Source organism: Gracilibacillus marinus (assembly GCF_042651725.1).
GTDB classification, from domain to species: Bacteria; Bacillota; Bacilli; order Bacillales; family Amphibacillaceae; genus Gracilibacillus; species Gracilibacillus marinus.
On the sequence record NZ_JBHSDV010000001.1, the window covers coordinates 1,312,962 to 1,334,129 of the forward strand.

20 protein-coding genes and 1 pseudogene are annotated in these 21,168 nt (G+C 33.5%); all 21 read left to right on the forward strand.

Going from position 1 to position 21,168, the window contains the following annotated elements; translation table 11 throughout:
• Window positions 1-126: 126 nt before the first annotated feature.
• Window positions 127-3,693, forward strand: a complete 3,567-nt coding sequence (smc, locus tag ACFOZ1_RS06040) for a chromosome segregation protein SMC (RefSeq protein ID WP_390197113.1) — start codon at window positions 127-129, stop codon at window positions 3,691-3,693.
• 17 nt (window positions 3,694-3,710) lie between these two features.
• Window positions 3,711-4,703 (forward strand): signal recognition particle-docking protein FtsY, encoded by a 993-nt coding sequence (gene ftsY, locus ACFOZ1_RS06045; protein WP_390197115.1) that lies wholly within the window; start codon window positions 3,711-3,713, stop codon window positions 4,701-4,703.
• Between the two features lie 74 nt (window positions 4,704-4,777).
• On the forward strand, window positions 4,778-5,104 hold the full coding sequence (locus tag ACFOZ1_RS06050) for a putative DNA-binding protein (protein ID WP_390197118.1): 327 nt from the start codon (window positions 4,778-4,780) through the stop codon (window positions 5,102-5,104).
• A gap of 12 nt (window positions 5,105-5,116) precedes the next feature.
• A complete protein-coding gene (ffh, locus tag ACFOZ1_RS06055; protein WP_390197120.1) occupies window positions 5,117-6,472 on the forward strand; it encodes a signal recognition particle protein in 1,356 nt (451 codons plus the stop codon).
• A gap of 98 nt (window positions 6,473-6,570) precedes the next feature.
• Complete coding sequence (gene rpsP / locus ACFOZ1_RS06060; protein WP_390197122.1) at window positions 6,571-6,840, forward strand: 30S ribosomal protein S16; 270 nt, start codon at window positions 6,571-6,573, stop codon at window positions 6,838-6,840.
• Between the two features lie 16 nt (window positions 6,841-6,856).
• Entirely contained in the window at window positions 6,857-7,084 is a 228-nt protein-coding gene (locus tag ACFOZ1_RS06065; protein ID WP_390197125.1) for a KH domain-containing protein, read from the forward strand.
• A gap of 164 nt (window positions 7,085-7,248) precedes the next feature.
• Window positions 7,249-7,635 carry a YlqD family protein gene (locus ACFOZ1_RS06070; protein ID WP_390197127.1) on the forward strand — a complete coding sequence of 129 codons (387 nt, stop codon included), beginning with the start codon at window positions 7,249-7,251 and terminating at the stop codon, window positions 7,633-7,635.
• Between the two features lie 14 nt (window positions 7,636-7,649).
• Window positions 7,650-8,165: a ribosome maturation factor RimM gene (gene rimM, locus ACFOZ1_RS06075; RefSeq protein ID WP_390197130.1), complete on the forward strand. Its 516-nt coding sequence runs from the start codon at window positions 7,650-7,652 to the stop codon at window positions 8,163-8,165.
• Window positions 8,165-8,905, forward strand: a complete 741-nt coding sequence (gene trmD, locus ACFOZ1_RS06080; RefSeq protein WP_390197132.1) for a tRNA (guanosine(37)-N1)-methyltransferase TrmD — start codon at window positions 8,165-8,167, stop codon at window positions 8,903-8,905. Before rimM ends, trmD begins: the two co-directional genes overlap by 1 nt.
• A gap of 122 nt (window positions 8,906-9,027) precedes the next feature.
• A complete protein-coding gene (rplS, locus tag ACFOZ1_RS06085; protein WP_390197134.1) occupies window positions 9,028-9,372 on the forward strand; it encodes a 50S ribosomal protein L19 in 345 nt (114 codons plus the stop codon).
• Window positions 9,373-9,563: 191 nt separating this feature from the next.
• Entirely contained in the window at window positions 9,564-10,121 is a 558-nt protein-coding gene (gene lepB, locus ACFOZ1_RS06090) for a signal peptidase I (RefSeq protein WP_390197137.1), read from the forward strand.
• 16 nt (window positions 10,122-10,137) lie between these two features.
• Window positions 10,138-10,992: a ribosome biogenesis GTPase YlqF gene (ylqF, locus tag ACFOZ1_RS06095; protein ID WP_390197139.1), complete on the forward strand. Its 855-nt coding sequence runs from the start codon at window positions 10,138-10,140 to the stop codon at window positions 10,990-10,992.
• Window positions 10,993-11,062: 70 nt separating this feature from the next.
• Window positions 11,063-11,827, forward strand: a complete 765-nt coding sequence (locus tag ACFOZ1_RS06100) for a ribonuclease HII (RefSeq protein WP_390197142.1) — start codon at window positions 11,063-11,065, stop codon at window positions 11,825-11,827.
• Between the two features lie 13 nt (window positions 11,828-11,840).
• The gene (locus ACFOZ1_RS06105) at window positions 11,841-13,784 is read left to right on the forward strand and encodes a hypothetical protein (protein WP_390197145.1); all 1,944 of its coding nucleotides are present in this window, start codon (window positions 11,841-11,843) and stop codon (window positions 13,782-13,784) included.
• Window positions 13,781-14,059: an EscU/YscU/HrcU family type III secretion system export apparatus switch protein gene (locus ACFOZ1_RS06110; protein WP_390197147.1), complete on the forward strand. Its 279-nt coding sequence runs from the start codon at window positions 13,781-13,783 to the stop codon at window positions 14,057-14,059. The genes ACFOZ1_RS06105 and ACFOZ1_RS06110 overlap by 4 nt, the downstream gene beginning before the upstream one ends.
• A gap of 122 nt (window positions 14,060-14,181) precedes the next feature.
• Window positions 14,182-15,348 carry an ADP-forming succinate--CoA ligase subunit beta gene (gene sucC, locus ACFOZ1_RS06115; protein ID WP_390197150.1) on the forward strand — a complete coding sequence of 389 codons (1,167 nt, stop codon included), beginning with the start codon at window positions 14,182-14,184 and terminating at the stop codon, window positions 15,346-15,348.
• Window positions 15,349-15,383: 35 nt separating this feature from the next.
• A complete protein-coding gene (gene sucD, locus ACFOZ1_RS06120) occupies window positions 15,384-16,286 on the forward strand; it encodes a succinate--CoA ligase subunit alpha (RefSeq protein WP_390197152.1) in 903 nt (300 codons plus the stop codon).
• Between the two features lie 63 nt (window positions 16,287-16,349).
• Window positions 16,350-17,270: a DNA-processing protein DprA gene (gene dprA, locus ACFOZ1_RS06125; protein WP_390197155.1), complete on the forward strand. Its 921-nt coding sequence runs from the start codon at window positions 16,350-16,352 to the stop codon at window positions 17,268-17,270.
• Between the two features lie 158 nt (window positions 17,271-17,428).
• Window positions 17,429-19,507: pseudogene (gene topA / locus ACFOZ1_RS06130) on the forward strand (type I DNA topoisomerase).
• Window positions 19,508-19,696: 189 nt separating this feature from the next.
• Window positions 19,697-20,605: a tyrosine recombinase XerC gene (xerC, locus tag ACFOZ1_RS06135; protein WP_390197158.1), complete on the forward strand. Its 909-nt coding sequence runs from the start codon at window positions 19,697-19,699 to the stop codon at window positions 20,603-20,605.
• A gap of 15 nt (window positions 20,606-20,620) precedes the next feature.
• Complete coding sequence (gene hslV / locus ACFOZ1_RS06140; protein ID WP_390197162.1) at window positions 20,621-21,160, forward strand: ATP-dependent protease subunit HslV; 540 nt, start codon at window positions 20,621-20,623, stop codon at window positions 21,158-21,160.
• Window positions 21,161-21,168 lie beyond the last annotated feature (8 nt).

Consider the following 21,168-nt stretch of genomic DNA (forward strand, 5'->3'; position numbering starts at 1 on the left):
TCTTTCTTCTCACACTCTTTTCTTTATGATAAAATAAATAAGTTGAAATGGAAACAATTTTTACATAAATTATTGAATTTATTAGAGAATTTAAAATAAATGCATGTGAATATAGGGGTTTTAAAGATGTACTTACAACAAATTGATACAATCGGATTCAAGTCTTTTGCTGAAAGAATCAAAGTAGACTTTGTACAAGGTGTGACAGCAGTAGTAGGACCAAACGGTAGTGGGAAGAGTAATATTACGGATGCTATTCGTTGGGTTTTAGGTGAGCAATCAGCAAAATCTTTACGTGGTTCCAAAATGGAAGACATTATCTTTCAGGGGAGTGAGAATCGTAAAGCACTAAATATGGCGGAAGTTACACTGGTTCTTAACAATTCTGATGGAAGACTTCCTGTGGATTATAAAGAAGTTAGTGTGACTAGGAGGGTATATAGATCAGGTGAAAGTGAATTTTTGATCAATAAGCAATCTTGTCGCTTGAAAGATATTACTGATTTGTTCTTAGATTCTGGTTTAGGTAGAGAAGCGTTCTCTATTATTAGCCAAGGGAAAGTGGAAGAAATATTAAGTTCTAAGTCTGAAGAACGAAGAATTATTTTTGAAGAAGCAGCTGGTGTTTTAAAATACAAAAATAGAAAAAAACAGGCTGAATATAAGCTTGCTGAGACGCAAGAAAACCTTAATAGAGTAGAAGATATTATTTATGAGATTTCAGGCCAACTTGCACCATTAGAAGAGCAAGCGTCAATTGCTAAAGAATATGTAAGCCATAAAGAAAGACTAACAGAAGTAGAAGTTGGTTTATTGGTTAAAGAAATCACGCTTTTTGATATGGAGTTAACAAATGCAATAAAGGAAATCGAGCAATGGAAAGAAGCAAAAGAAAGAATCAATATACAAGCAAATGAAAAAAATAACGAACTACTTGAACAAAAAAAGAAATTACAACAAACGGATGATACGATTCAGCAATTACAAGATAAACTTTTGGAATGGACAAAGTCAGCCGAACACTTAGAAGGTAACAAAAAAATCTACCACGAAAGACTTCAACATTATTCAGAGAATAAAAATAATTTAGAGCTAGAGATATCAAAGTTAGACACTAAAATTCAAGAGTATAAACAGCTGATGCAAGTAGAATCTGAAAAACTAAAACAATTAACAACAGAAAGAAAAGATACAAAAATAGCGTTGGATAAGATTGTATCGCAATTAAGTAAAGAAAAATCAACATTAGAAGAAGATATTGAGTCACACAAGAGTGACTACATTGATTTGCTTAACCAACAAGCAGCGAAACGAAATGAACAGACATCTATTCAAAATCAATTGAATCGCATGAAAGGAAAAGAAGACTTACACTCAACAAAGTGGGATGATTCTCTTAAACAACGAAAAGAATTAGAACAAAGTGTGAATACTTACGAAGAAAAATTAGAGAAACTGAAAGTAAGTCTTGAAGAAATGAAATGTGAAGTATCGTCAATTGAAAAAAAGATAAGTGTTGAAACAAATTTAGTTACAGATATGGAACAGAAATATTATAAAGGCTTACAAATGATTGAAAATTTAAAATCTAAGAAAGAATTGTTAGAAGACTTAAAAGAAGACTTTCAAGGTTTTTATGCTGGTGTAAAAGAGGTTCTAAAAGCTCGAGAAAACAATGTGTTACAAGGAATTCATGGTGCAATCCCTGAATTAGTGACATTCGATGATTTGTATATTGACGCAATGGAAACGGCACTTGGAGCACAGGCACAACACATTGTGATGGAAAATGAAAAAAATGCGAGAGAAGCAATCAACTGGTTAAAAAGAACGAATAAAGGACGCGCTACATTTTTACCTTTAACGACAATGCAGTCAAAATCCATTCCGCAACATCTTTTTCAACAGATTAAAAATGAAGAAGGATTTATAGGAATTGGTTCGGACTTAGCACAATATGATAAAAAATATGAGCAAGTAATGAAAGCATTATTAGGTAACGTGATCATCGCAAAAACACTAAAAGATGCGAATAACTTAGCGGCAATGACAAATCGACGTTATCGTATCGTTACATTAGAAGGAGACATAGTAAATCCAGGTGGTTCCATGTCTGGTGGTGCAAAACAAAGAAAAAATCAGTCATTGTTTACACGTGAAAGAGAACTGTCTGATATAAATGAAAAATATATCGCTTATCAAAAAAGAATAGAGGATTTTGAACAACAATTACACAATCAAAAAACATTATTAAAAGAGCTAAAAATAGAGCAGAATGAGAAACAAACAAACTTAACGAATCTCTTAACAAATTATCAAAATGAAGAAAGTACCTATAAAGAAGTTAAACTCTCTCTTGAACATTTAAATCAACGTTTATCTATTTACGACCAAGATAAATTACAACAACAAGAAGAGAGAAATGAGTTGGTACAACGTTCGACAATAATAGAGAAAGAGTTGTCTCATATTGGAATGGAAATTAGTCAAATTGATGAAAAGGTTATGCAACTAACAAAAGAACTAGAAGAATTTGAGTTAAAAGAAGCTTTGTTAAAACAAAGCCATCAAGAATTGCAGATTAAATTTGCAGAGTTAAATACAAAGTTGACAAATCAAAAGGAAAAAGTAGAGCAAGTTACGAATGAATTGAATGAACTTTACTTAAATCATGAAGACAAAAACGATCAGTTATCTAAATTAGAACATGTAAAAAAAGCAAATCAAACGCCTGAAGAAATGAATCGTCAAATTCAAGAAGTACTATCAAAAGTTGATGAAACAAAGTTACAATTACAAGTTTCTCGTGATCAGCGTTTTTCCATTCAACAATTGATTGAAACAATAGAAATACAAATAAAAAACTGTAATAATGAAGAACAAGTACTAATGGAAGAACTTCAAAAAGTAGAAATTAAGAAAAATAGGCTAGAAATCGATTTAGATCAACGTCTAGATTTATTACAACATGAATATGTGATGACTTTTGAAAAAGCAAAACGAGATTTTAAGCAACCAGATGACTTAGAAGAAGCAAAAGAAAAAGTGAAATTGATCAAACGAGCAATCGATGAGCTTGGAACAGTTAATTTAGGTGCGATTGATGAATATGAAAGAATAAAAGAGCGATATGATTTTTTAACAAAGCAACAAGAGGATTTAGTTCAAGCAAAAAGAACGTTGTATGAAATTATAGCTGAAATGGATGAAGAAATGACAAGTCGATTTAGTGAGACGTTCCATCAAATTAAAGACGAGTTCAGTATTGTCTTCCAAAAGTTATTCGGTGGAGGAAAAGCTGAATTATGTTTAACAGATCCGAATCACATGTTAACAACAGGTGTGGATATTATTGCACAACCACCAGGTAAGAAGTTGCAGCAATTAGGACTTTTATCAGGTGGGGAAAGAGCATTGACTGCGATTGCTTTATTGTTTGCTATACTAAGGATACGACCAGTACCGTTTTGTGTATTGGATGAGGTGGAAGCGGCTTTAGATGAGGCGAATGTAACTCGATTTGCCACATATCTCAAAAAGTATAGCAGTGATACGCAATTTATTGTAATCACACATCGTAAAGGTACAATGGAAGAAGCAGATGTTTTGTATGGTGTGACGATGCAAGAATCTGGAGTTTCCCGCTTAGTATCCGTGAAATTAGAAGAAACGGAAGAATTACTGGAAGTTTAAAAGTAGGAGTGAATATAATGAGTTTTCTAAAAAAATTAAAAGATAAATTTCAATCAAGCAAATCAAATGAAGAAGTTGCAGATAATTATAAAGAAGGACTTTCCAAAACAAGAAAGAGTTTTTCGGAGAAAATTAATGATTTAGTTGCTAGGTATCGAAAAGTCGATGAAGATTTTTTTGAAGATTTAGAAGAAGTATTAATTTCAGCAGATGTAGGTGTATCTACAGTGCTTGATTTAATTGATGAGTTAAAAATGGAAGTGAAACGTCAGAACATTAGTGATACAAGTGAAGTGAAAACAGTTATATCAGAAAAACTTGTTGAGATTTATAATGGAGATGATGATGAAACAAATAAAGAGCTGAATATAAAAGAAAATGAACTAACAATTATGCTTTTTGTTGGTGTAAATGGAGTTGGTAAAACAACAACAATTGGTAAACTAGCACATCAATTAAAATCAGAAGGTAAAAAAGTTTTGTTAACGGCAGGTGATACATTTAGAGCAGGAGCAATCGAACAATTAAGTGAATGGGGTAAACGAATTGATGTAGATGTCATTAAACATAGTGAAGGAAGTGACCCTGCTGCTGTGATTTTTGATGGAATACAAGCAGCGAAATCGAGAAAAGCAGATGTTCTGTTGTGTGATACTGCGGGTCGTTTACAGAATAAAGTAAACTTAATGAATGAATTACAGAAGGTGAAAAGAGTAATTGAGCGTGAAGTGCCAAATGCACCGCATGAAGTATTACTAGTACTTGATGCTACGACAGGTCAAAATGCACTAAGCCAAGCAAAGACATTTGCACAAGCAACAGATGTTACCGGAATTGTATTGACTAAGTTAGACGGTACTGCTAAAGGTGGTATTGTTTTAGCAATCCGTAACGAACTTGGTATTCCAGTAAAATTAGTAGGTCTGGGAGAAAAAGTAACGGATTTGCAAAAATTTGATCCACAAGCATTTGTTTATGGACTATTTGCTGATATGCTAGAAGAGGAATAGACAAACTTGACATGATGCTATTATGGCTATTAGACTTGTTGTAAAGGCAATTCACTTAACGAGGTGTACAATTTATGCTAGAAAAAACAACAAGAATTAATTTTCTATATGATTTCTATCAAGCTTTGTTAACAGAAAAGCAACGAAGTTATATGGAAATGTATTATTTGGAAGATTTATCTCTTGGAGAGATTTCAGAAACGTACAATGTTTCAAGACAAGCAATTTATGACAATATAAGACGTACAGAACAAATGCTGGAAGGTTATGAGGAAAAGCTTAATCTATATAAGAAATTCCAAGAAAGGCAAACCTTACTAGAAAAAGCGACTAGCTTGATGAATAGCGAACAGTATAGTGAATTGAAAACCATTTTGGATAAAATTAGTGATATAGAATAGGAGGCGTATTATATGGCATTTGAAGGTTTAGCCGACCGCCTACAGAATACGATACAGAAAATAAAAGGTAAAGGAAAAGTTACCGAACAAGATGTAAAAGAAATGACGAGAGAAGTTCGTCTCGCATTATTAGAAGCAGATGTTAACTTTAAAGTTGTAAAAGATTTTGTGAAAAATGTGAAAGAACGTGCAGTTGGTCAAGAAGTAATGGAGAGTTTAACGCCGGGCCAACAAGTAATCAAAATTGTAAAAGATGAGTTATCTCAATTAATGGGCGGAGAAGAAAGTAAAATTGCAGTTGCTGATCGTCCCCCAACTGTTATCATGATGGTAGGTTTGCAGGGTGCAGGTAAGACTACAACTACTGGTAAATTAGCGAACTTATTACGTAAAAAGTATAACCGTAAACCATTATTAGTAGCAGCTGATATTTATCGTCCTGCTGCGATCGATCAATTAGAAACATTAGGGAAACAGTTAAATATGCCTGTTTATTCTCAAGGAACGGATATTAGTCCTGTAGAGATAGCCAAGCAAGGTCTTGAAAAAGCAAAAGAAGAACATTTAGATTATGTTTTAATTGATACTGCTGGTCGATTGCATATCGATGGCGAATTGATGGATGAACTTGTACAAATAAAAGAAGCTGTCAATCCTGATGAAATCTTTTTAGTTGTGGATGCGATGACAGGTCAAGACGCTGTCAATGTGGCAGAAAGCTTTAATGATCAACTCGATGTATCTGGTGTGGTATTAACGAAACTGGATGGGGACACTCGAGGTGGTGCAGCACTCTCCATCAAGGCTGTAACAAATAAACCGATTAAGTTTGCGGGTATGGGAGAAAAGTTAGATCAATTAGAAGTATTTCATCCAGAACGAATGGCTTCCAGAATTTTAGGGATGGGTGATGTGCTTTCATTAATTGAAAAAGCACAAGAGAATGTTGATGAAAAGCGTGCAAAAGAGTTAGAAGAAAAAATGCGTTCTGCATCCTTTACTTTTGATGACTTTTTAGAACAAATGGGTCAAGTAAAAAATATGGGGCCATTGGAAGATTTAATCGGTATGATTCCTGGAGCAAACAAAATGAAGGGCTTAAAAAACATGGAAATCGATGAAAAGCAGATTTCGCATGTGGAAGCGATTATCCAATCAATGACAGCAAAAGAGCGACAAGACCCTAGTATTATTAATGCAGGAAGACGTAAACGAATAGCAAAAGGTGCAGGAAGGTCTGTATCTGAAGTGAATCGATTGTTAAAACAATTTGAAGATATGAAGAAAATGATGAAACAAATGACAAACATGCAATCAGGAAAAAAAGGCAAAAAAGGTAAAGGTTTAAAGTTCCCTTTTCCTTTCTAATCATTATTTTTGTGTTGTAATGTAAAAACACTTTACAGACATAAAAAAATCTGATACAATTCTATCTTGTGTGAAACATTAATTTGGAGGTGGCAATAATGGCAGTAAAAATTCGCCTAAAACGTATGGGTTCTAAAAGAAATCCTTTCTATCGTATCGTAGTTGCAGATTCTCGTTCTCCACGTGACGGACGTATTATCGAGCAAGTTGGAACATATAATCCTGTTGCAAATCCTGTAGAAGTGAAAATTGATACAGATAAAGCACTAGATTGGATGACTAAAGGTGCGAAACCAAGTGATACTGTACGTAATTTATTCTCAAAAGAAGGCATCATGAAACAATTCCACGAATCAAAAAATCAATAATAAGTAGTGTGATGACATGAATACCTTAATCGAAACAATTATTAAACCGTTAGTAGACCATCCAGAAGCAATTGAAATCAAGGAAATAAATGAAGATTCGAAAATTGTTTATAAATTATCTGTACATCCTGATGATGTCGGTAAAGTGATAGGTAAAAACGGAAGAATTGCTAAGTCAATTCGAACAGTTGTTTACGCAGCGGGAATGAAGTCAAATAAAAAAGTTTATTTAGACATTATGTAAAAAGAGAAGGGAAACCTTCTCTTTTTTATATGATAAAAGATGGATTTTTCTTTAGTATTTTGCTATTCTTTAATTGTCTTTGTTATAAGACTAGAAAAATAGGACTAAAAAAAGTTTTATGTCCATAAGCAAAGTTTTTCTAATAATTAGAGAGGCTGGTCCCTTTGAAAATTATTCGTAAAGTAGCAGTAAAGCAAATTGTTACAGAGCAAACAAAAGTAAAGCTTGAAGAAGAGTATGAATTAAAGATATTTCAATTAGAGCAAGAGTGTCAGCAATTGCTTTTTGAGCAAAAGAAATTAGAACAACGATCTACAAAGAAAAAAGCAGATATCGCATTAAAATTTCAAAAAGAAATGTCTAATCGTAAAGATCATATTAAATGGTACAAATATAAATTAGAGCAATTAAGCATTTTGCCAATCGGTAGTGAGATTAATGATGGCGAAGTGGAAGCAATGATTGATGTAGAAGTTGGAATGGATTGGAATGAACTAGTCGACAAAAAATCAATCATTGTTAAAGATGGCATAGTAACAAAAATTACATAATATAGGTGGTAAACATGAACGAATACTTAAAAGTTGGAAAAATTGTAAACACACATGGGATTCGTGGAGAAGTAAGGATTATTAGAAATACGGATTTTGATGAAAGATTTGATATAGGATCTATCCTATATATTAAACAAAATGGAACAGATGATTATATAGAGGTTAAAGTGGTATCACATCGATTACATAAACAGTTTGACTTAGTACAATTTGACAATTTGACTAATATTAATGATGTCGAAAAATATAAAGGATCACTCTTGTATGTTTCAAAAAGTAATCTCATACCATTAACTGAGCATGAATATTACTATTATGAGATTATCGGGTGTGAGGTTGTTACAGAAAGTGGAGAACGTATAGGAAAGGTTAAGGAGATATTGTCAACAGGAGCAAATGATGTTTGGGTAACGAAATCAGACGAAGGAAAAGAATACCTTATTCCATATATTGAGCAAGTGGTGAAAAAAGTAAGTGTAGAAGATAAAACAATCACTATCAATCCAATGGAAGGACTATTAGATTAATGAGAGTGGATATATTATCATTATTTCCGGAAATGTTTGAAGGTGTTCTTGGTTCTTCTATTTTAAAAAAAGCTGCAGATAAACATCTATTTTCTTATAACATCATTAACTTCCGTGAATTTACAAAAGATAAACACAATAAAGTGGATGACTATCCATATGGTGGGGGAGCGGGGATGGTTTTAAAGCCACAACCAATCTTCGATGCAATAGATTCAATAGAAATAAAAGAAAATGTGAAGCCTCGAATTATTTTATTGTGTCCACAAGGAGAAACACTTACGCAAAAAAAATCAGAAGAGTTAGCAAAAGAAGAGCATTTAATCTTTATTTGTGGTCATTATGAAGGATATGATGAAAGAATCCGTACAGAACTTGTGACAGATGAGATATCTATTGGAGATTATGTTCTTACAGGTGGGGAATTAGGTGCGATGGTCATCATGGATAGTGTCATTCGCTTGTTACCAGGAGTATTGGGAAATGACCATTCGGCAACAGAAGATTCTTTTTCTACGGGATTATTAGAACATCCCCATTACACACGTCCTGCTGAATATAGAGGAATGAAAGTTCCAGATGTTCTCGTATCAGGTAATCATCAACATATTGAACAATGGAGAAGAAAAGAATCATTAAAACGAACTTTTTTAAGAAGACCAGACTTACTTGAAAATTATGAGTTGTCAGAAGAAGAAAAAAAATGGATTGAGCATTGGAAAGATGAAAGTTCTAGTTGATATATATATATAAATGTGTTATATTGATAGTTGTGCTTAAGTAGAAGCTTGAGTATATTAACGATGTTCCGCTATCTCTATAAAGTAGACAAGAGCATTGGTTTGGAAGGAGTGCATGAAGAATGCAAAAATTAATCGAAGAAATTACAAAAGAACAATTACGCACTGATTTACCTGATTTCCGTCCTGGTGATACTTTAAAAGTACACGTGAAGGTTGTCGAGGGTAACCGTGAACGTATCCAGGTGTTTGAAGGTGTTGTTATTAAGCGCCAAAACGGTGGAATTAGTGAAACATTTACAGTACGTAAAATTTCTTACGGTGTAGGGGTTGAACGTACATTCCCTGTGCATTCACCACGTGTCGATAAGATTGAAGTTATTCGTCGTGGTAAAGTTCGTCGTGCTAAGCTATATTACTTACGTAACTTACGTGGTAAAGCTGCTCGTATTAAAGAAATTCGTTAATCAAATGAATGTAAAAAGGAGCTTGCATTGTCAGGCTCCTTTTTCTTCTTGCTATAATATATTATAATAAATATGTTACAGTTATTATATATAGAGATACATATTGTATGTCATCTGGACTAATACTTTAAACAATAAGTGAATGTGCGAAAAAAGTGAGTATTTTGTTGGAGTAGAAAGAGGGAAATGGAATGACAACAAGAAAGACGGATTGGGTAGATTGGATAAAAACATTACTTATCGCAATATTAATGTTTATCCTAATAAGAATGTTTATTGCTATACCTATAATAGTAGAGGGACCATCTATGTTGCCAACATTAGAAAATGGCGAACGTCTAATTGTAGATAAATTGACATTAACATTTGAAAAGCCAGAACGATTTGATATTGTTGTTTTCCACGCAACTTCCAATAAAGATTACATAAAAAGAGTGATTGGTCTACCGGGTGAAGCAATAGAGTATAGGGATGATATACTATATGTGGATGGAAAGCCAATTGAAGAGTCATTTTTAGATGAGGTGAAGAGTGGCCTCTCTCCAGATGACAAATATACAACTGATTTTTCACTTGTAGAAATTCCAAACGGCCAGTTAACCGTACCAGAAGACCATCTTTTTGTATTAGGGGATAATCGAAATAACTCCACTGATAGTAGACATTTGGGCTTTATACCTTTAGATGAAGTGACAGGTATCGCTCGTTTAACATATTGGCCAGTTAATGATATAGAGATTTACTACTAACAAGGAGGAATGGATTGTGCCAATTCAATGGTTCCCTGGTCATATGGCCAAAGCGAAGAGAGAAGTACAAGAGAAGTTAAAATTAGTAGATTTTGTGATTGAATTAGTTGATGCAAGAGTTCCTTTATCATCACAAAATCCTTTATTGCAACAATTACTGAATAATAAAACAAAAATGATTGTATTAATGAAAAATGATTTGGCAGATAATAAGATTACAACTAAATGGTTATCTTACTTTGAGACAAAGGGTATTGTATCCATTGCTATTGATGTAAATAATAAAAAAGATATTCAAACAGTAATTCAAACGGCTAAAATGTTAGCAGAAGAAAAAATGGAACGATTACGGCGAAAAGGAATTCGACCAAGAGCAGCTAGAGCGATGATTGTTGGAATTCCGAATGTTGGTAAATCAACTCTAATTAATCGTTTAGCAAATAAGAAGATAGCTAAAACAGGAGATAGACCAGGGGTTACCAAACAACAGCAATGGATTAAAGTGAAAAAAGATTTCGAATTGTTAGATACACCAGGTATATTATGGCCTAAATTTGAAGATGAAGTTGTTGGATTACGACTAGCTGCTATTGGTACAATAAAGGATCAATTGCTGCCAATGGACGAAATAGCTACGTTTATTTTACGATATATACAATCTAACTATCCATCCATTATGAAAGAACGGTATGAAGTGGAAGAAGAGCTGACAGATATAGTTGGTATTTTCACAAAAATTGGAAAAAGAAGAGGTTGTTTAGAAGCAGGAGGTCATGTCAATTTTGACAAAACTGCAGAGATTATTGTCCAAGATTTGAGGAATAGCAGATTAGGACCAATTTCACTTGAACATCCTACAAATGAAGAATAAAGACATTCTATCACTGGAATGTCTTTATTTTTGTACATATATGTCGATATTAATGAAAAGAGGTTTTGTTATGAATGAGTGGAAAATAAGCAAAATAAAAGAATTTTTAGAAATGAATCAAATGACAGATGAATTAAAACTTAGATTATTAAACGATACACGCAAAGGTGTACACAAAATAGTTCAAGAATATGAAAAAAAAGAAGAACAGCAAAGACAATTGAAAGAGAAATTTATAGAAATGAGCCAATTTGAACGGGAGTTTTGGAAAAAAGATGAAAGAATTATAGTAGGTGTAGATGAAGTTGGTCGCGGTCCTTTAGCAGGCCCAGTAGTGGCATGTGCTGTAGTTTTGCCAGAGGACTTTTGCTTGTTAGGATTAGACGACTCCAAAAAAATACATAAAGCGAAACATGAACTTTTCTATAATTATATCGTAAACCATGCACTAGATGTTCAAGTTGGTATCGTAGAAGCGCAAGAAATTGATGAGATAAATATATTACAAGCAACAAAAAAAGCAATGAGAGAAGCGATCCATCTCATATCCTTACCAATTAATCATGTATTAATTGATGCAGTAGAGTTAACTGGGTTAACATATAAATCTACATCGATTATTAAAGGAGATCAAAAAAGTATTTCTATAGCTGCTGCAAGTATTGTAGCAAAAGTAACTAGAGACAGAATAATGAAAGAAATAGATCATCAATATCCCATGTATCAATTTAAGAAAAATAGTGGGTATGGAACAAAAGAACACATAAATGCAATTGAACAATATGGAATAACAGAAATACATCGAAAAAGTTTTTTGAAATCAATAAATTATTGAAGGTGAAAATGAAATGGATACACGACAAGTGTGGGTGGGATCAAATAAGCATATTGCGACATCGAACAGTAAAGATTCTCTAAGAGTTGGCCAAATGATACAGGGTAAAGTTGCGGAATTACATCTTAATCAAACAGCTACGATCTCAATTGGAAACAAGCAAGTAATTGCGCAATTAGAAACAGCTCTAGAAGCGAAAAAAAACTATCTGTTTCAAGTTACATCGACGAAAGGAACCATCCAATTAAAAAAAATTGCTGACATATCTGACGATTCAGGCGCTTCCATTAAAGATATGCTACAACGCATAGGTGTGCACTCCACAAAGTCGAACATAGAGTTTATGACACAGATAGTTAATAAAAACATTCCATTGAATCACGAACAGATAAGACAAATTGTAAATTTACTAGAGACATATGGTTCCAATACAAGTACGCAATCTGTCATAGAAGAAATATTAGCAAACAAACTTCCAATGACGGATAAAATCTATCAAGCATTAGCATTGTTTAAAGAGACGCAATTAGGTGCGGAAATGCGAGGTTTATTACAATCTATTCAACACGTGCAGTTACCAACATCCTCGCTCACTCAAATTCAAAATCAATTGCAGACATTTTTAGGTGTAAGTAATTTTAATCATAACAATGCCATAATGGAAGAATGGAAGACAGTGAATGAGATACTAAATAGAGCTCAAATTCAGCAAATGAACATAGACACCAATACACTAATAAAACCAAGAAATGGATTATCTATTACTCAAGATTTAACCACATTGATGGATCTATTGAAAAATGTTGTGAACAACAATGCTAATATCGTAGAGCAATTACAAACCATTCGACAAACATACACTGGTTCTAACATTGAGAATAATTTGTTGATGGAAGTGTTAGCTAAATTAAAGTCAAATCATTCTATTATGAACAATTCTAATACGAGCACAATGATTCATCAATTAGAAACAAAATTGGTGCTTGCAAATATGAGCCATTCTGCACTAAGTGTGTTAGGAATGCAAGGTGACTTTACGCCACTTCAGACGAAAGCGATAAATAGTATAATAAATGGATTACAACTAAATAAAACAGATATGCAAATGATTTTAACAAGAACAGAATTATTACCAAAATTACAAAACGTCTTAAGTAAAGCGGATTATAATTTTTTATTGCAAGCACTTCAAACAACTGATGCGAATAAGGAATCTATCGTTGACATACTTCAAAAGCTACAGCAAGTACAGCTTAGTAATAGGGATATCAACACTTTACGAGAGTTTTTCTTGAAGTATGACCAATTCTTAGGCAATGATACAAAAATGATTAAAAATCAGTTTTTACAGTATATGCAACATTTTATACAAACTAGTGGAATACAAGATGAAGCAATGATGGAAGCAAAAATAAATGAATTAGAGCAACACAGTTTAAAGCAATCCATGTTAGTAGGTGCACAACAGCAGTCAGATATGTTAGGCGATAAGATTACAAGATTAGTAAATCTTATAAATGGTGTGCAAATGAATATGTTAGATCAACAGCAAGGCAATCTTCAACTACATTTGCAATTTCCGGGGGATAAGTTTGGACTTACTGAGGACATACGTTTACAATTTGAAGGAAAAAAGAAAGAAGGAAAAGACCAAATTGATGCAGATTATTGTAGAATATTATTTCATTTAAATCTTGCGAAAATGAAAGAGACAATAATCGCTATGTCTATTCAAAAAAGGGTCGTCCACTTGACTGTTTATAATGATACAGAAGAAGTAAAAAATTATATTACATTATACAAACAAGATTTAAAAGAGAAGCTTGAAGCATACGATTATTTTCTAAGTAATGTAACATGGAAAGATATGAAAAGTTTTAACCAAAAAACTTCAAGCAATACAATAAACGAGAACTATGCAACGAATCCTATAGGAGGAATTGATTATAGAATATGACATATGAAAAGAATAAAACGAATAGAAAAGCAGTTGCGTTGAAATTTGACCAGAATAAAGATGATGCACCTAAACTAACAGCATTAGGGAAAGGTTTAGTTGCTGACAATATAGTAAAAAAAGCAAAGGAAAATAATGTTCCCATTCAAGAAGATCCAACACTTGTCGAGTTGTTATCACAACTAAATATTAATGAAACGATACCAGAGGAATTATATCAAGCTGTCGCAGAAGTATTTGCATATATCTATCAAATTGACAAAAAAATCAACTAAACGAACTAGTTGTGAGTTAGGTGATCTAAAAAAACAATAGATTAAATAGATGAATAAGTAGACAATTGCTATACTCTTTTATACAATGAAATTGCAATGAATAATTGATGGGAGGATGAAAGATGAATATTCATGAGTATCAAGGAAAAGAAATATTGCGTCAATATGGCGTTCGTGTACCTAACGGTAAAGTAGCTTTTACTATAGATGAAGCTGTTCAAATAGCGAAAGAATTAGGCACGAAAGTCAATGTTGTAAAGGCACAAATTCATGCTGGTGGAAGAGGGAAGGCTGGCGGTGTAAAAGTAGCCAAAAATATTGATGAAGTACGTACATATGCAGAAGAGATTCTAGGAAAAACATTAGTAACGCATCAAACGGGTCCAGAGGGGAAAGAAGTTAAGCGTTTACTAATTGAAGAAGGTTGCGATATTCAAAAAGAATATTACATTGGATTAGTACTTGATCGTGCGACTTCCAAAGTTACGATGATGGCATCTGAAGAGGGCGGTACCGAAATCGAAGAAGTAGCAGCACGTACACCTGAAAAGATATTTAAAGAAGTGATTGATCCAGTGACTGGATTATTACCATATCAAGCTAGAAGACTTGCATTTCATATAAATATTCCAGCAGAATATTTATCGAAAGCGGTTAAATTTATGATGGGCTTATATCAAGTCTTTGTCGAAAAAGATTGCTCAATAGCAGAAATCAATCCACTTGTGACAACAGGTGATGGTGAGGTTTTAGCATTAGATGCGAAGTTAAATTTCGATGATAATGCATTATTTAGACAAAAAGATATTGTTGCATATAGAGATTTAGATGAAGAAGATGAAAAAGAAATCGAAGCATCTAAATATGATTTAAGTTATATTGCATTAGATGGAAATATAGGATGTATGGTCAATGGAGCAGGACTTGCAATGGCAACAATGGATATTATTAAACATTATAGCGGAGATCCAGCAAACTTTTTAGACGTTGGTGGCGGTGCAACTGCTGAAAAAGTTACAGAAGCATTCAAAATCATTCTTTCTGATAAAAATGTAAAAGGTATTTTTGTTAACATTTTTGGTGGAATTATGAAATGTGACGTAATTGCAGAAGGTGTTGTACAAGCGACTAAAGAAGTTGGTTTAACGATTCCACTTGTGGTTCGTTTAGAAGGTACGAATGTGGATGCAGGTAAAGAAATATTAGCGAAATCCGGATTAAATATCACTGCTGCTGAATCAATGGCAGATGGTGCACAAAAAATCGTTACACTTGTAAATAACGCATAATAATTCGCTAAATAGGATAAAGGAGGATTAGTTGGATGAGTGTATTTATTAATAAAAATACGAAAGTGCTAGTCCAAGGTATCACAGGGTCTACGGCACTTTTCCATACAAAGCAAATGTTAGAATATGGGACAAACATTGTTGGGGGTGTAACACCGAAAAAGGGTGGAACGGAAGTAGAAGGAGTACCTGTATTTAACACGGTTCAAGAAGCTGTATTACAGACGGGTGCAAACGCTTCAGTAATTTATGTTCCAGCACCTTTTGCGGCTGATGCAATTATTGAAGCTGTAGATGCAGAATTGGATTTGGTTATTTGTATTACAGAACATATTCCTGTAATGGATATGGTAAAAGTGAAGCGATATATGGAAGGTAAACATACAAGATTAGTAGGTCCGAATTGTCCTGGTGTTATCACTCCTGAAGAATGTAAAATAGGTATCATGCCAGGTTACATTCATAAAAAAGGCCATATAGGTGTCGTCTCACGTTCTGGTACATTAACATATGAAGCTGTTCATCAGTTATCTCAAGCAGGATTTGGTCAATCAACAGCGGTAGGAATTGGTGGAGACCCTGTCAATGGCACAGACTTTATTGATACATTAAAAGCATTTAATGAAGACCCTGAGACAGAAGCTGTCATGATGATTGGAGAAATTGGTGGGACAGCGGAAGAAGAAGCAGCGGAATGGGTAAAACAAAATATGACGAAACCAGTAGTAGGATTTATCGGTGGTCGTACTGCGCCTCCAGGTAAAAGAATGGGACATGCAGGTGCGATTATTTCTGGTGGAAAAGGAACTGCAGAAGAAAAAATTAACGTGTTAAATAGCTGTGGAATTGAAGTTGCAGAAACGCCATCAGTGATGGGTGAGACTTTAATTGAAGTGCTTAAAAAGAACAAACTTTATGATAAATGTAAAACTCATTAATTTTATTTTAGTAAAAGAGATGGGAACCCCCCATCTCTTTTATTTACAAAAGGATGTGATATTGTGGATAAATCATCTTGGAGATTAATTCATCTTCATAGAATAAAAGGTGTAAGTAGAAAGTTGATTTGGAAAATGTTAAAAAAAGACCCATATTTAGAAGAGTTATATCATCTGTCCATTACTGAACTTGTTTTACAGTATCAAATATCTTTAGATAAGGCGACATGGATAAAAAATGAACTACAAAATACCTCACTTAAGAAAGAAATATATCGTGATGCTCAAACATATACAATCATAACAATATATCATCAACAGTACCCACCCTCTTTAAGATGTATACCCGATCCACCTCTTGTACTCTATCTTCATGGTAACCCTTCTTTGCTAAAATATGACCCAATATTAAGTGTAGTCGGTACTAGACAGCCATCTAAGTATGCAAGAAATGTCATGCAAAAATTACTTATACCACTAGCAAGAGAGAATTGGTTAATTTGTAGTGGATTAGCATTAGGTATAGATGGAATAGCACATGAGATCGCAATAATGGAACAAAGTCCAACAATTGCTGTCATAGGTTGTGGCTTAAATCATATCTACCCTAAAGAACATGTAAAACTATTCAATAGAATAAGTGAAGTCGGGTTGATTGTCTCAGAATATCCACCAAATCAATCCCCTAAGAGATACTATTTCCCTGAAAGAAATCGTATTATAAGTGGATTAAGCTTTGGTACACTCGTTATTGAAGCAAAACAAAAAAGCGGATCATTAATAACAGTCGAACAAGCATTAGAACAAGGTAGAGAAGTATTAGCAGTTCCAGGCTCCTTAATGAACATTGCAAGTGAAGGCTGTCATCAACTGATTCAAGATGGTGCCAAACTCGTTTACAGTGCAGTAGATATTTTAAATGAATGGGAAAGTAGCAAAGAAAGATGGCAAATGCTAATCTCAAATGATGAGAAAATTATGTAAAATGAGGTTTGAAATGTAAAATATTATTTGATATGTTTGACAAAAGCTAAGAAAGTATTTCATAATAGGGAAGATTTATTGTATGAAATTCCAGTTTTACCACAATGGAATATAAAGATTGAACAAATAGGGAGTAGGCCTCTTGGGAGGGTATAATTATGGCACAATATTTAGTAATTGTGGAGTCACCTGCAAAAGCAAAAACAATAGAGAGATATTTAGGTCGTAAATTTAAAGTCAAAGCATCTATGGGACATATAAGAGATCTACCTAAAAGTCAAATGGGTGTAGATGTAAAAGAGCAATTTGAACCGAAATATATTACAATTAGAGGAAAAGGACCTGTTTTAAAAGATTTAAAAGCTGCAGCAAAAAAAGCGGATAAAGTATATCTTGCGGCCGATCCGGATCGCGAAGGAGAAGCGATAGCTTGGCACTTGGCGCATAGTTTAAACATAGATGTTGATTCAGATTGTCGAGTTGTTTTTAATGAGATAACAAAAGAAGCAGTAAAAGAATCGTTTAAGCACCCACGTAAAATTAATATGGATCTAGTTGATGCGCAACAAGCAAGAAGGGTACTTGATCGATTAGTTGGATATAATATAAGCCCATTATTATGGCAAAAAGTTAAAAAAGGATTAAGTGCAGGACGTGTACAATCTGTCGCTGTAAAATTAATTATTGATAGAGAAAATGAAATTAAGAATTTTGAACCTGAAGAATATTGGAGTATTACTTCTTCATTCAATAAAGACAAACAGCAATTTGAAGGCAACTTCTATGGAACGAACGGAAAAAAACAAGCATTAAAATCTAAAGAAGATGTCGACCAAATTTTGTCACAAATTAAAGGTGAAGATTTTACCATCGATAAAGTGACTAAAAAAGAAAGAAAAAGAAATCCATCTTTACCATTTACTACGTCCACATTACAGTAAGAAGCTGCACGGAAATTGAATTTTAGAGCGCGTAAAACAATGATGATTGCTCAACAATTATATGAAGGTATTGATTTAGGCAAACGCGAAGGTGGCATAACAGGTTTGATTACGTATATGCGTACAGATTCTACGAGAATTTCTGTTACGGCACAAAATCAAGCTAAAGACTATATTGAAGAAAATTATGGTAAAGAATATTTAGGCACTGTTAAACAAGCGAAGAAGAATGATGGGGCACAAGATGCACACGAAGCAATTAGACCTACGAATGTATTGCGTGATCCTCAGTCATTAAAAGCAATCTTATCAAGAGATCAATTACGTTTATATAAGTTGATTTGGGATCGTTTTATGGCTAGTCAAATGGCACCGGCTGTGATGGATACAATGACCGTTCATTTAGTAAATGAAGGAGTTGAATTTAGAGCGACTGGTTCTAAGATTAAATTCAAAGGTTTTATGAAAGTGTATATTGAAAGTAGTGATGACCAAGAAAAGCAAGCAGATCATTGGTTACCAGAACTTGCGGAAGGCGAAAAAATTCGATCAGAGAAAATTGAGCCGAATCAACATTTTACTCAGCCACCACCAAGATACACGGAAGCAAGGCTAGTTAAGACATTAGAAGAGCAAGGAATAGGACGCCCTTCAACATATGCTCCTACATTAGACACCATTCAACGTAGAGGATATGTAGCTCTTGATAATAGAAGATTTGTTCCAACAGAATTAGGAGAGATTGTTCTTTCATTAATTGAAGAGTTCTTCCCTGAAATTATCGATGTTGCTTTCACCGTTAAGATGGAAGGAGATCTTGATGCAATAGAAGATGGGAAAACTAATTGGATTGAGATTATTGATCAATTTTATACAGGCTTTGAGAAACGACTTCAAGTGGCAGAAAAAGAAATGGAGAAAGTTGAAATTAAAGATGAGCCTGCAGGAATTGATTGTGAAAAATGTGGCCACGAGATGGTATACAAGATGGGGAGATATGGGAAATTCTTAGCATGCTCTAACTTTCCTGATTGTAGAAATACAAAACCAATTTTGAAAGAAATTGGTGTGAAATGTCCAGAATGTAAAGAAGGCAATGTTGTGGAAAGAAAATCTAAGAAAAAAAGAACTTTTTATGGGTGTGATAATTATCCGGAATGTGACTTTTTATCATGGGATAAACCTGTAGGAAGAGAGTGTCCAAAATGTAATACAATGTTAGTAGAGAAGAAATCTAAAAAAACAGCCCAAGTACAATGCCCATCATGTGATTACAAAGAAAAAGAAGAGAGTTAAAGACAAAGAGCTTGTTTACGATAATTGTGTAACAAGCTCTTTGTATGTGTGCAAAATTTGTTTATATCGGACAATAAATGGGAAGTACTTAAATAATATGACCATTCAGAAAACTTTGACAAAATTGCGAAATGAATTGAAGTAATTCCTATCTTATGTTAGTATTTTATAGCATTTAGGAGTGGTATAATGAATGTATTTCACAAAGAATGGTTGTTATTTTTAGATTATTTAAAAATCGAAAGAAATGCAGCTAAAAATACGATAGATATCTATTATCATGATATCACACATTTTATTCGTTTTATGGAGAATGAAAATATTAGTATGTTGGAAGAAGTAGACCATTTAATTATTAGAAATTATTTGACGACATTATATAAACAAGGTTTGTCCAAACGATCTGTAGCAAGACATATATCGGCACTAAGAACATTCTACAAAATATTAATGCGAGAAAATGTGGTGGAATCCAATCCTTTTAAACAAATTAGCTTACCTAAGCAAGATAAACCAATTCCACATTTTTTATATGATGAAGAGATGGAATTAATTTTATCTACAATGGATTCGGATACATCATTAGGACAAAGAAATATTGCAATAATTGAATTGATGTATGCAACAGGAATTCGTGTAAGTGAATGTGTACAATTGACATTACAAGATATTGATTTTGATTTACAAACAATACTTGTGCTAGGGAAAGGGAATAAAGAGAGATATGTTCCTTTTGGAGAATTTGCAAAAGATGCCCTTTCAAGATACATATTAAACGGAAGAAAAGACTTGGTAAACAAACAGAATACATCAACTAATTATATTTTTGTAAATGCTGAAGGAGCACCGTTGACAACTAGAGGCGTACAATATATTTTAAACAAAATTGCAAAAGATATTGGACTTACTGTAAAACTTCATCCACATAAATTAAGACATACTTTTGCTACGCATCTACTCAATAATGGTGCTGATTTAAGGGTTGTACAAGAATTATTAGGGCATTCCACACTATCTACAACACAAATCTATACACACGTTTCTAAAGACAGATTGAGCAAAGTGTATCAAAATGCACATCCAAGAGCCAAAAATTAAAGGAGTGATTGAGTGATGGAACAATTTCATGCAACGACAATATTTGCGATACAACATAACGGTAAAAGCGCAATGTGTGGAGATGGCCAAGTTACATTTGGAAATCAAGTTGTAATGAAACATTCGGCAAAAAAAGTAAGACGAATTTACAAGAATCAAGTATTAGCTGGATTTGCAGGATCTGTTGCAGATGCGTTTCAACTATTTGAGAGTTTTGAACAAAAGTTAGAGAGTTATGATGGTAAATTATCAAGAGCAGCAGTGGAGCTAGCGAAAGATTGGCGAAATGACAAGTATTTACGTAAATTAGAAGCGATGCTAATCGTTATGGATAAAAGTGAATTACTACTAGTTTCAGGGACAGGAGAGGTTATCGAACCGGATGACGGGATTTTAGCAATAGGTTCTGGAGGTAATTACGCATTAAGTGCTGGAAGAGCATTGAAAAGAAATGCACCTTCTCTAACAGCAAGTGAAATAGCAAAAGCTTCTCTAGAAATAGCTGGGGAAATATGTGTATTTACAAATAACCATTTAGTGTTAGAAGAATTGTAACAATAGGA